This window comes from Paenibacillus sanguinis 2301083 = DSM 16941 (genome assembly GCF_000374825.1).
GTDB lineage: Bacteria > Bacillota > Bacilli > Paenibacillales > Paenibacillaceae > Fontibacillus > Fontibacillus sanguinis.
In genome coordinates this window covers 16,120-28,736 of record NZ_KB895395.1, presented here as the reverse complement: position 1 = coordinate 28,736, position 12,617 = coordinate 16,120, and the positions used below count along the sequence as shown (strand labels likewise).

Genomic DNA, 12,617 nt, shown 5'->3' with positions numbered 1-12,617 from the left:
TTATTCATCCCTTTATTGTATTGGTGTTATAGTTAAATAGTACACTAGTAGTTTGGTGTTGTAAAGTGCCATTTCAAAAAAAAGAAGCTGTCCTTAAGGGACAACCTCAATCTCATCCTGCTCCTATCCATGTATCAAATTAACAGATTAAATAAATTCAAATCCCGGTTTAGCTCCGTATAAGCAATACCTTTCGACACCATGCGTTCTACCAAAGCCGCATAATCAGCCTTATCGCTTAGTTCAATGCCGACCAGAGCCGGACCGTTCTCCTTGTTGTGCTTCTTGGTATATTCAAACCGGGTGATGTCATCGTTTGGTCCAAGAACCTCTTCCAGAAATTCGCGGAGAGCGCCTGCCCGCTGCGGAAAATTAATCAGGAAATAATGCTTGAGCCCCTCATAAATCAAAGAACGTTCCTTCATTTCCTGCATCCGATCAATATCATTATTGCCACCGCTAATCACACAAACGACCGTCTTGCCGCGAATTTGCTCCCGGTACATGTCCAGCGCCGAGACGGGCAATGCCCCTGCGGGCTCCACAACAATTGCGCTGTCATTGTACAACTCCAATATCGTCGTACAAGCCTTGCCTTCCGGTACGCGTACCACATCATCCAGTATGGTCGAACAAATCTCGAAGTTGAGATCGCCAACCCGCTTAACCGCCGCACCGTCAACAAACTTGTCGATAGACTCCAAGGTCACAACCTTTTTCTGCTTGAGCGAAGCGATCATGGATGCCGCTCCTGCCGGCTCTACACCAATCATTTGCGTCGTGGGACTCACCGTTTTGAGATAAGTGCCTACGCCGGAGACCAGCCCGCCCCCGCCAATGGTCACAAACACATAATCGGCCGGTGAGGTCAAGCTCTCCATGATCTCCATCCCGATCGTCCCGTTACCGGCTACGATCTTTGGATCGTCAAAGGGATGGATAAAGGTCATGCCATTTTCGCGACAGGCCTTCATGGCTTCGGCGTAAGCATCATCGTAAGTATCTCCGATGAGGACGACCTCCACATGCGAACCGCCAAAGCGTTTGACTTGCTTCACCTTCTGATTAGGAGTCGTGCTAGGCATATATATCTTCCCTTGGATGCCAAGCGCATTGCAAGAGAAGGCTACCCCTTGAGCATGGTTCCCGGCACTGGCGCACACGATCCCCTTCTCTAGATCCTCCGGTTGCAAGCTGCGAATCATATTATAGGCCCCGCGAATTTTGAAAGAACGGACCACTTGCAGATCTTCCCGCTTTAAATAAACGTTGCATTCATATTTTGACGATAACGTCGCATCAAGCTGCAACGGAGTTCTAACCACAACTTCTTTCAGTACATGGTGCGCCTTAACGATATCCTCCATGCCCACCGTTTGTCTCTCCGCCTGGTTCATGACTTTCTCCTCACTTTGGGTTATATCTCTCATGCTTATAAAATTACACCTGAAACCGCCTTCGGTTCAAGCTATTTATCTAAAATTGTGGTGAACAATGGGAATAAACCGCTTCAGCACAAAAAATGAATGCCCCTCCACAAGGCCCAAGGCCAGATATGGAGAGGCACATGCAACTGCAAAGGAATGGACGGGTTAATCCTTCTTGGGTATCAAGCGATCGTCGGTGTGGCCCTTGGAGTTGGTCTCCTGAGCCAGCTCGGTCAGTTCCCATTCCACCGTACCGTAGACCGGATCCGTTGGAAATTCCTCGCCCTTCTGCAACAATTCCTCGCGACCCGACTCGTCGCGATAAACACCGTCCGTTTCCACTTTTTCGCGCGAGACCGGCAGCATTTCCTTCATTTTATCGCTCACTATAGATCGCCTCCTCCCGCGTAGTATCTCCCTATCCTGGACGTTTATCCAAATTTGGGAGTGAGCCTTCTTGCGGGAGACTGTGTGGCTGGCTATAACATTTACACTGAATGCTATGGCTCTGGCTGTTTCGTGCGCCATCTGCTTCTTACCGAACCAAACCTGCGACGTTTTTTTCCTCGCTGCTAAATAAGCGCTTTTGCCGCAATATCGGTCCGGCTGTGCTTCCCAGCGAACTCGATCTGCTCAGCCGCAGCATAAGCCTGATCCCGGGCTTCCGCAATGGAGTCACCCAAACCAACAACACCCAACACCCGGCCACCGTTCGTTATCCATTCGCCAGCCTCATTTTTGGCTGTTCCGGCATGGAACACTAATGCGCCGGAAGGGAGCTTGTCCAGCCCTTGAATCGGCAAACCCTTTGGATAGGAAGCCGGGTAGCCGCCTGAAGCCAGCACCACGCATACTGCCGCTTCCTCGCTCCACTCGATATCAATTTGATCCAAGGTACCGTTAATCGCCGCCAGGAAAATATCGAGCAAATCGCTCTTGAGTCTCGGCAATACGACCTGTGTCTCCGGGTCACCAAAGCGAGCATTGAATTCAATCGTCTTCGGCTGACCGTCCGGCGTGATCATCAGCCCGGCAAACAGGATGCCGCGGAAAGGACGGCCTTCCGCCACCATCGCTTTGGCGGTAGGCTTGATAATGGTCTCCACCGCTTGCTGAATGATGTTATCCGCAATGTGAGGCAATGGCGAATATGTGCCCATTCCGCCCGTATTGGGTCCCTTGTCACCGTCATAGACCTGCTTATGATCCTGTGCAGCGGGCATTGGGCGCACGGTCTCCCCATCCACGAAGGCCAAAATCGACATTTCCTGCCCTTCCAGAAATTCCTCAATGACGACCTGGCTGCCAGAGGCACCGAATACCTTATCAACCATGATATTCTTTAAAGCTGCTTCCGCCTCTTCAAGTGAGAGAGCCACAGTTACGCCCTTACCGGCCGCAAGTCCGTCTGCCTTGATGACAATTGGCACGGCTTGGCTCCGCAAATACGCTAACGCTTGCTCGTAATTATCAAACTTCTGATAGGCGGCTGTAGGAATGCCGTATTTGTGCAGCAAATCCTTCATAAACGTCTTGCTGCCCTCGATTTCGGCTGCATTTTTTCGCGGCCCAAACACAGGAATTTGCTTGGCTTCAAACACATCGACAATGCCGTCCGCCAGCGGATCATCGGGGCCAACCACCACCAGCCCCACCTTGCGCTCCTCGGCAAAGGCGGCTAGTTTCTCGAACTCATGCACCTGAAGCGGTACTCGTTCAGCGATCTGTCCAATTCCGGCATTTCCCGGCGCGCAGTAAATTTTATCGACCTTGGGGCTCTTCGCCAAGCTCCAGCAAATCGCATGCTCCCGACCGCCCCCGCCAATCACCAAAATATCCATACGTCTCCTCCTCAAACTATACTTGCCTGGGTGTTTCCTTTAACGGTTATTAACTTATTAACGGTTAACTACGAAATATAAAGCTCATCATGTCCAAGTAGCTGCTGACTTACTGTTTAAGTAACTGCTAACCTTTAGCTGCAAATGCTCAACTGTGCTCCTAACCGTGCAAGATACCTTGTTCAACTAATTTAACTTGGCTACGAATTTTAGTGCGACTGCTGAGCGGTTAGATTAAAAGTCTGTAGCATAACTCCAAGTACAGATGTGTAGCGCATGGGTCTGTAGCCCAACTCCCAGGGCAGATGTAGCGCATGACTAGTTGATATAAGGATTACCGAGTGAGGGTAAGTGTAACTAAGGTTGAGCGTCGATTGTTCGCGTGAGAGCGGGACTTGTTACCTGAAAACACAGTTTTCGCAGGCTGCGGTCGATAGTCCTCAGATCCTGGATAAAAGCCTCCACATCAGCATAACGTTCAGGAGTCTTCTTCTGATGTCATTCAGGACATTGGGGGGCCTGAGCGTAGCTCCCGGGGAAGTCGCTGATTAGCTGGAATTCCTCCTGCTAATTTCACTCCATTTGCTCATTCCCCACATTTTGTGGGAAATTCTCCCTCTAATTTGGGACTAAACGGCCAATACAGCCTTTTTTGCACGAATTAACAGGAGGTTTTCCAGCTAATTCACCTTATTTGGCCAATATCAGCAAATTAACAGGAGGTTTTCCAGCTAATAAGCAAAAAGTGTTAAGGGAATGAGCACCCGTACGCATACGATCAATTAGCAACATTCCTCCACACTCCAGTTACTCTAGCAGTCGCTAACTAGCTGCTCTCCAACTACTCTAACAAGCGCTCCCTAGCCACTCTCAGGTTCTTAGACAAAAATTTTATACCCTTCTAAGATACTCTGGAGCTTCGCCTAGCTACTCCACAAACTATTACAAAACTACTTTAAATTTACTCCCAGCTACTTACCTCACTTCCTTCTCTCCATCCATGGCTAAACACCTAGCTAAACACCTAGCTAAACACTTAGCTAAACACTTAACTCTTATGCTCCCCCGCCAATCATTCGCCAGTCATCCTTTAACTCTTCTTCCAGCCGTCTCTTCTAAAACTACTTCCGCAGCCGCAAGTGTTCCGCACTGCCCTAATATGTTCCACTGCCTATATGTTCCACTGCCTATATGTTCCACTGCCTATATGTTCCACTGCCTATATGTTCCACTGCCTATATGTTCCACTCCTTTTTACTCCCTCATCCTTTATTTGGCGGAGCTCACGCGCCGAAACACGACGCGCCGGAGCCCCGCACTTCCAGCTGAAAAACGACAGGCCGCCGCAGCGGTCTGCCGTTTGGCTTGGCCTTTTAGTGCTTGAAGTGACGTACGCCGGTGAACACCATGGCAATGCCATGCTCGTTGGCTACCTTGATCGACTCTTCGTCTCTCACCGAGCCGCCTGGCTGTATGACCGCTGTGATGCCGGCTTTAGCCGCATATTCCAGTGTGTCGCCCATCGGGAAAAACGCATCCGATGCCAATATGCTGCCCTTGGCTTGTTCTCCAGCTTGCTCAATCGCAATTTTCGCCGCCCCTACGCGGTTCATTTGTCCGGCACCCACACCGATGGTCATATCATCCTTAGCGAGCACAATCGCATTGGATTTCACGTGCTTAACGACCTTCCAGCCGAACAGCAATTGCTTCAGTTCCGCTTCCGTTGGCTTGCGGTCGGTCACTACCGCAAGGTCCGCCTCCTGCAACGTATGAACATCGCTCTCCTGAACCACCATGCCCCCAGCGATCGAGGTTACGACGAACTGACTGCTACGGCTGGCACCAAGCTCCAGTCCACCCAGCTTCAACAGACGAATATTTTTCTTCTGGGTCAAAATCTTCAACGCATCCTCAGTAAAGCCTGGCGCCAGCACAATTTCCAGGAAAATTTCTTTCAGCAACAATGCCGTATCCCCATCAATCATCCGGTTAGCCGCTACAATACCGCCGAAGATCGAGACCGGGTCCGCTGCATAAGCCTTTTGGTAAGCCTCCAGTACGCTGGAACCCACGCCTACACCACAAGGATTCATATGCTTGACCGCCACCACCGCAGGCTCTTCAAACTCTTTAACGATTTGCAGCGCTGCATTCGCATCATTGATATTGTTGTAGGATAGCTCCTTGCCATGCAACTGCTCGGCTTGGGTTAATGTATCTCCACCCGCCAATGGCTTGCGGTAGAATGCTGCCTTTTGATGCGGGTTTTCGCCATACCGCAAATCTTGAATTTTCTCATAAGTCACCGTGTAGCGTTCAGGCAAGGGATCACCGTTCACATTGGACAAATAGTCCGAGATCAGAGCATCGTAAGCAGCCGTATGGCGGAATACTTTGGCAGCCAGCCGTTTGCGTGTATCCAGTGCGGTATCCCCGCCTGCACGAATTTCTTCCAGCACCATGCCATAATCGGCTGCATCGACAACCACGCTGACGAAGGCATGATTTTTGGCTGCTGAACGAAGCATCGTTGGTCCGCCGATATCAATATTTTCGATAGCATCCTCATAAGCCACATCCGGCTTGGCAATCGTCTCCTGGAAAGGATACAAATTCACCACGACCAAGTCGATATAGTCCAGGCCCAATTCCTTCATTTGCTCCTGGTGTTCACTGCTATCACGCACCGCTAGCAAACCACTGTGAACCGCCGGATGCAAAGTTTTCACCCGTCCATCCAGGATTTCCGGGAATCCGGTAACTTCGGAAATGCCGATGACAGGAACCCCTTCCTTCGACAAAAGGTTCTTCGTACCACCGGTCGAAATAATTTCCACTCCCAGCTGCGACAGCTCACGGCAAAAGTCTACGATGCCCGTTTTATCCGACACGCTTACGAGCGCTCTCTTTATACTCACAATCGGCTCCTCCTTTATTTGGCGAATCTTGCCCGATATTTCTCGGGAAATATCGAAACCCCTGAACATTTGTGGCGACATCTTACGCAACATGCAAGCTTGCCGAATGATGGAGGTGCTCAAAGCGCCACCTCACACCAACGCAAACAGGCCCTCTTCATAGTCATGCTAACCACTTTATCCTGACATTCAGCGCCCGGCCCGCTACGGTGCAGGCAACAGCATAACCTTTCGGCCTTCAACCTGAACACGGCCTTCCGCAAACCACGACACAACCTGCGGATACAACTGCTGCTCAGCAGCATGAATTTTAGCTTCCAGCGACTGAAGCGTATCCTCTGCGGCAACCTCCACCACTGTTTGCGCAACCACGGCTCCCGTATCCATACCTCCATCCACCAAATGCACGGTAGCGCCCGTCACCTTAACCCCATAATCCAAGGCTTGTCCTATCGCATTTTTGCCCGGGAATGCAGGCAGCAGAGAGGGATGAATATTGATCATTCTACCGGCATAGGCCTCCACCAACACCGGGGTCAGCAATCTCATATACCCGGCCAATACAACCAAATCAACCTGAAGCTCGTTTAACCTTATGGCAATTTCCGCTTCGTAGTCCTCCCGGTGAGCATACGCCTTCGGGTCGAACAAAAAGCATTCAACCCCTGCCTGGCGAGCCCGCTCGACCACAGGGGCCTGGGGCTTGTCGCATACCAAGAGTACAATCTCCGCAGCTAAACCTCCCGCTCGCGAAGCATCAAGCAAATTTTGAAAATTACTGCCTTGTCCCGAAGCGAACACGGCCATCCGATAACCTTGCGCCATTATACGTCTGCTCCCGTAAACGCAACCTCACGACTGCCTTCGGTAACCCGGCCAATGACATACGGTGTTTCGCCCGCAGCGCGCAGCGCCTCTGCCGCAGCTTCGGCTTGCTCTTCTGCCACGACAATAACCAAGCCGATGCCCATGTTAAAGGTCGTGAACATATCACGATTGCTGACATTGCCTTGCTGTTGCAGCAAATCAAAAATCGGCAAGATCGGCCATGAGCCGTAAGCCACCTCAACATTGACGCCCTCCGGCAACACACGCGGAATGTTCTCGATAAACCCACCGCCGGTAATATGCGCCATGCCCTTTACATCTACCTGCTCCAGCAATGACAGCACCGGCTTCACATACAGCTTCGTAGGCGTCAACAGCACATCGCCCAACACCTGTCCATCAAGCGAGTCCAACTTGTCATGCAGATCATAACCTGCTTCCTCAAGCAACAGCTTGCGTACCAGCGAGAAGCCGTTGCTGTGCACACCGCTGGAAGCCAAGCCAATTACCGTATCTCCCGGCTTGATGGAATTGCCGTTAATGATCTTGCTCTTGTCGACAACCCCAACGGTAAAGCCGGCAATATCGTATTCCCCTTCGCTGTACATACCTGGCATCTCGGCTGTTTCGCCACCGATCAGCGCACACCCGGACTGGTGACATCCCTCTGCAATCCCGGCAACAATGGCCTCAATTTTCTCAGGAATCACCTTGTCGCAGGCCAGATAATCCAGGAAAAACAGCGGCTCCGCGCCTTGCACCACCACGTCGTTCACGCACATAGCGACCGCGTCGATGCCGATCGTATCATGCTTGTCCATCGCAAAGGCAAGCTTCAGCTTTGTGCCTACGCCGTCCGTTCCGGACACAAGCACAGGTTCCGCATATTTATCCTTGTTCAAGCCGAACAAAGCCCCAAAACCGCCTAAATCCGTCATCACCTCTGGACGAAACGTCCGTTTGACGTGCTTTTTCATCCGTTCAACCGCTTCATTCCCGGCTGCGATATCGACACCGGCCTTCTTGTATGCTTCTGACACGAGAGGGACACACTCCTTAAATTCATTTTCAAAACTGTTCAATACCCTTCAAAATTTGCTTCATCTTCGCACCAACGGTTTTAGAAGTTGTTCAAAAATTTGGTCTTCTCATGATGGAGTCTTGTACTTTTACCAAAAATCAACAAAATATTTCATGTCGTAAAATAAGTCGAATTCTCACACGATCAGCAAGTACAGCCGAACTTCTCTTCCCCGTCAAAATCCGTTTGGGTCGGATAATCATTATCGAAGCAAGCCATACATAAGCCACCCTTGTAATCCGTGGAATTCCCGCCGCCCACCGCCTGAATCAAGCCCTTGGGAGTGAGGAATTGCAGGGAATCGGCATGAATTTCCCGGCAAATCTCTTCGATTGATTTATAGGAAGCTATCAATTCGCCGCGATTCGGGGTATCAATGCCGTAAAAGCACGGATTCTTAAAGGGTGGGGATGTAATCCGCACATGCACCTCTGTGGCCCCCGCTTCGCGAAGCAGGTTCACGATCCGACGCGAGGTTGTGCCACGAACGATGGAATCGTCAATCATGACGACCCGCTTGCCCTCTACCACCTTGCGCACAGCACTCAGCTTCATCTTGACCCCTTGCTCACGCAGCTCCTGGCTAGGCTGGATGAACGTACGGCCGGTATATTTATTTTTGATCAGGCCCAGCTCATACGGGATCCCTGTCTGCTCCGCGTAGCCGATGGCAGCCGAGATACTGGAATCGGGCACCCCAGTCACCACGTCCGCATCCACAAACGATTCCTGCGCCATAACCTGGCCCATCCGCTTGCGGCTGGCATGCAGGTTCGAGCCATTCATGTCACTATCCGGACGGGCAAAATAGATATACTCCATGGCACAAAGCGCCTTGCGCCCTGCCGGGGCATACCGTTCTTCATGCATACCGTCCCGGTCAAACACCAGCATTTCGCCTGGCTGAATTTCGCGGATCGTCTCCGCGCCCACGACCTCAAAGGCACAGGTCTCGGACGAAAACAGATAAGCATCGCCAAGCCGTCCCATCACCAGGGGCCGCAATCCGTTCGGATCGCTGGCGGCGATCAGCTTATCGTTGGTCAGCAGCAGGAAGGCGAAGCCGCCCACAAGCTGGCTAAACGCATCCTTCGCTGCCGCGACGAAATCCTTCGAGGAACGGGCGATTAAATGCGCAATGACCTCGGTATCGCTGGTCGTTTGAAAGATCGAGCCGCTTTGCTCCAACTCGCGGCGGATTTTGGGCGCATTCACGATATTCCCGTTGGTCGCCACAGCCAAATCGCCGTCCCGGTATTTGAAGATCAGCGGCTGCGCATTGGTCAGCTTGCTGTCCCCACTCGTGGAATAGCGCACATGGCCGATGGAGCGGTCGCCCTTGAGCGAAGCCAGCTGATCGCGGTCGAACACCTCCTTCACCAGCCCCATGCTGCGGTGATAGTTGAAGTCCTCGCCGCCGGCAACACAGATCCCGGCGCTCTCTTCTCCGCGATGCTGCAACGCATGAAGGCCGTAATACGAAAGGGAAGCGGCTTCGGCATGACCAAACACGCCAAACACGCCGCACTCCTCGCGCAGGGTATCGAACGGGTCGGCATGACCCGCTCCTTCGTTATAATAATCTCCTGTCCATAGCCCTTGCGGCATTACTTCATCAGACATGGAATGACATCCTCCCAGGTGCGTTTCAACTGCTCTACCGGCCGACTTAGAGCCGGAGTTTCGTTCACAGATATGCTCAGCTCAGCTCCGCCAACCTGACCAATGCGAGCTACAGGAACACCCTTGCCCTCGATCAACTGTTGCAGAGCATCCGCCTGCTCCGGAGCTGCCGACAGCAGGATACGCGACTGCGATTCGCTGAACAAGAGCACGTCCGCACGAAGCTCGCTGGTCAGATCAACCCTGGCGCCCAGGCTTCCGCTGATGCAGCACTCCGCCAAAGCCACGCCCAGCCCCCCGTCCGACAAGTCATGAGCAGAGTGAACCATTCCCCCTTGAATCGCTGCCAGCACTGCATCCAGCAGCTTCTTCTCAATTGCCAGGTCAAGCTGTGGCGGACGGCCTTCCACCAAACCATGTATAACGGATTGGAACTCGCTGCCGCCAAGCTCGGCTTTCGTTTCGCCAAGCAGGAAGACAACATCTCCCTCCGCTTTGAAGCCTTGCGTCGTAATATGATCCGTATCATGTACAAGGCCCACCATGCCCACCACCGGGGTTGGATAAATGGCGCCTTGGGCATTCTCGTTATACAAGCTTACATTGCCGCCGATTACCGGCGTCCCAAGCTCGCGGCAGGCCTCCGCCATACCGTCCACAGAGCGCTCCATCTGCCAGAAAATATCCGGCTTCTCCGGGCTTCCGAAATTCAGGTTATCTGTGATAGCCAGCGGCTCTGCCCCGGAGCAAACAATGTTGCGTGCTGCTTCGCTGACCGCGATCCGGCCCCCAACCTCAGGATCCAGATACACGAAGCGCCCGTTGCAGTCGGTTGTCATCGCCAGTGCTTTGCGCGTACCATGGATCGTCACCACCGCGGCATCAGAGCCGGGGCGCACCGCTGTACTGGTCCGCACCATATAGTCGTATTGGTTGTAAACCCATGCCTTGCTGGCTACCGTAGGAGAAGCCAACACTTGCTCCAAAGCTGCGCCCAGATCCTTCACCTCGTCATAGCGAAGCGTGTCCACATGAGTATTTTGCTCATAATACGCCGGTATAGCCGATGGTTTATTATAAATCGGACACTCATCCACCAAAGCCGTCACCGGCATATCGCCAACAACTTTCCCATGATGATACAGCTTCAGACGACCATCATCCGTCACTTTACCCACCTTCGCGCAGATGACGCCCCAACGCTCAAAAATTTCCAACGCCTGCGCCTCATCCTTTGGCTCCACAACGAACAACATGCGTTCCTGCGATTCAGACAACATCATCTCGTAAGCTGTCATGCCTTCTTCACGTTGCGGAACCTGGTCCAGATACAACTCCAGGCCATTGCCCGCTTTGCTCGCCATTTCAGCACTGGAGCAAGTCAAGCCAGCCGCCCCCATGTCCTGAATGCCCAGCACAATGCCGGTGTCGATCAATTCCAGACAAGCTTCCATAACCAGCTTCTCCATAAACGGATCACCGACCTGCACCGCGGTCCGTCTCGCTTCGGATTCCTCCGTTAGCTCCTCCGAAGCAAAGGTCGCACCGTGGATCCCATCCCGGCCGGTTGGCGGTCCAACGTAGAACACCGGATTGCCTACACCCTTGGCAACGCCGCGCTGGATTTTGTCGTGGTCAATCAGGCCGACACACATCGCATTAACCAATGGATTGCCGTCATAGCTCTCATCAAACACGACTTCGCCGCCGACGGTCGGAATCCCGATGCAGTTGCCATAGCCGGCAATCCCGGATACAACATGCTCAAACAAATATTTGACCCGGTCGCTCTCCAGCTTGCCGAAGCGCAAGGAGTTGAGCACTGCGATCGGTCTGGAGCCCATGGAGAAAATATCGCGAATAATCCCGCCCACGCCCGTGGCTGCGCCTTGGTAAGGCTCCACCGCAGATGGGTGGTTATGGCTTTCGATCTTGAACACTACCGCTTGATTGTCGCCAATATCCACAATTCCTGCACCTTCACCCGGCCCCATCAGAACGCGAGGGCCGCTGGTCGGGAAGCGCCGCAGCAGAGGCTTGGAATTTTTATAAGCACAGTGCTCAGACCACATTACGCTAAACACGCCGATTTCTGTATAGTTCGGCTTCCGTCCCAGGAATCCACAGATCAGCTCGTATTCATGGTCTGACACGCCCATTTGCTTGTAAATTTGCTGCTCCGCGATTTGCTCCGCGTTGGGTTCCTTAGCGGACACTTGCTGACTCATGCCGATCCCTCCAAGCCTTCAAAATAGATGTAAACATTTTCTTGCCGTCCACCGAACCAAGCACTGCGTCTACTGCCCGCTCCGGGTGTGGCATCATGCCCACCACGTTGCCAAGCTTGTTGGAAATCCCGGCGATATCGTCCACCGAGCCGTTTGGATTATCGGTATACCGGAAAATAATTTGCTTATTTTGCTGCAATTCGGCCAAAGTTGCTTCATCGCAGTAATAATTGCCTTCCCCATGCGCAATCGGAATCGTAATCTCTTCGCCTGCAGCGTAGAGTGAGGTGAACGGATTTTCGTTATTTTCGACGCGCAGCACCGTATCATGGCAGCGGAACTTCAGCGACATATTGCGACGCAGCGTTCCCGGCAGCAGCCCGGCCTCCGTCAAAATTTGAAATCCGTTGCAAATGCCAAGCACATATTTACCCTGTTCCGCCGCTTTGGCAACCTCGTTCATAACCGGAGCAAAGCGGGAAATCGCCCCACACCGCAAATAATCACCATAGGAGAAACCTCCGGGAACCAGAATGCAATCGTAAGCTGACAGATCAGTAGCCGTATGCCACACGTAATCGACAGCTTCTCCAAGACCATCTTCAACCGCTTTGTAGCAGTCGATATCACAGTTGGAACCGGGAAATACGAGAACTGCAAATTTCATG

9 protein-coding genes are annotated in these 12,617 nt (G+C 52.4%); all 9 read right to left on the bottom strand.

Translation table 11 applies throughout. The annotated features are described in order from the left end of the window. Window positions 1–134: 134 nt before the first annotated feature. The 9 genes from ilvA to purQ all read right to left on the bottom strand — a co-directional run bounded on the left by ilvA (window position 135) and on the right by purQ (window position 12,616). Window positions 135–1,397 carry a threonine ammonia-lyase IlvA gene (gene ilvA / locus C557_RS0120365; protein WP_018753705.1) on the bottom strand — a complete coding sequence of 421 codons (1,263 nt, stop codon included), beginning with the start codon at window positions 1,395–1,397 and terminating at the stop codon, window positions 135–137. Window positions 1,398–1,592: 195 nt separating this feature from the next. After that, window positions 1,593–1,814: a hypothetical protein gene (locus C557_RS0120360; RefSeq protein WP_018753704.1), complete on the bottom strand. Its 222-nt coding sequence runs from the start codon at window positions 1,812–1,814 to the stop codon at window positions 1,593–1,595. Window positions 1,815–1,999: 185 nt separating this feature from the next. Next, on the bottom strand, window positions 2,000–3,268 hold the full coding sequence (gene purD / locus C557_RS0120355; RefSeq protein ID WP_018753703.1) for a phosphoribosylamine--glycine ligase: 1,269 nt from the start codon (window positions 3,266–3,268) through the stop codon (window positions 2,000–2,002). 1,373 nt (window positions 3,269–4,641) lie between these two features. Further along, window positions 4,642–6,189 (bottom strand): bifunctional phosphoribosylaminoimidazolecarboxamide formyltransferase/IMP cyclohydrolase, encoded by a 1,548-nt coding sequence (gene purH / locus C557_RS0120350; RefSeq protein WP_026263597.1) that lies wholly within the window; start codon window positions 6,187–6,189, stop codon window positions 4,642–4,644. A 204-nt stretch (window positions 6,190–6,393) separates the two neighbouring features. Continuing rightward, window positions 6,394–7,014, bottom strand: a complete 621-nt coding sequence (purN, locus tag C557_RS0120345; RefSeq protein ID WP_018753701.1) for a phosphoribosylglycinamide formyltransferase — start codon at window positions 7,012–7,014, stop codon at window positions 6,394–6,396. Next, entirely contained in the window at window positions 7,014–8,057 is a 1,044-nt protein-coding gene (gene purM, locus C557_RS0120340) for a phosphoribosylformylglycinamidine cyclo-ligase (RefSeq protein ID WP_026263596.1), read from the bottom strand. Before purM ends, purN begins: the two co-directional genes overlap by 1 nt. A gap of 185 nt (window positions 8,058–8,242) precedes the next feature. Beyond that, window positions 8,243–9,721, bottom strand: coding sequence for an amidophosphoribosyltransferase (purF, locus tag C557_RS0120335; protein WP_018753699.1), 1,479 nt, complete (start codon window positions 9,719–9,721; stop codon window positions 8,243–8,245). Beyond that, window positions 9,706–11,949 carry a phosphoribosylformylglycinamidine synthase subunit PurL gene (purL, locus tag C557_RS0120330; RefSeq protein WP_018753698.1) on the bottom strand — a complete coding sequence of 748 codons (2,244 nt, stop codon included), beginning with the start codon at window positions 11,947–11,949 and terminating at the stop codon, window positions 9,706–9,708. The genes purF and purL overlap by 16 nt, the downstream gene beginning before the upstream one ends. Then, complete coding sequence (purQ, locus tag C557_RS0120325; protein WP_018753697.1) at window positions 11,927–12,616, bottom strand: phosphoribosylformylglycinamidine synthase subunit PurQ; 690 nt, start codon at window positions 12,614–12,616, stop codon at window positions 11,927–11,929. The genes purL and purQ overlap by 23 nt, the downstream gene beginning before the upstream one ends. Between the last annotated feature and the right edge of the window lies 1 nt (window position 12,617).

What these genes read in the sequence shown, in the direction of transcription:
- purD (WP_018753703.1), bottom strand. Translation starts at nt 3,268, where the DNA reads ATGGATATTTTGGTGATTGGCGGGGGCGGTCGGGAGCATGCGATTTGC.
- purL (WP_018753698.1), bottom strand. Translation starts at nt 11,949, where the DNA reads ATGAGTCAGCAAGTGTCCGCTAAGGAACCCAACGCGGAGCAAATCGCG.
- purN (WP_018753701.1), bottom strand. Translation starts at nt 7,014, where the DNA reads ATGGCGCAAGGTTATCGGATGGCCGTGTTCGCTTCGGGACAAGGCAGT.
- purQ (WP_018753697.1), bottom strand. Translation starts at nt 12,616, where the DNA reads ATGAAATTTGCAGTTCTCGTATTTCCCGGTTCCAACTGTGATATCGAC.
- ilvA (WP_018753705.1), bottom strand. Translation starts at nt 1,397, where the DNA reads ATGAACCAGGCGGAGAGACAAACGGTGGGCATGGAGGATATCGTTAAG.
- purF (WP_018753699.1), bottom strand. Translation starts at nt 9,721, where the DNA reads ATGTCTGATGAAGTAATGCCGCAAGGGCTATGGACAGGAGATTATTAT.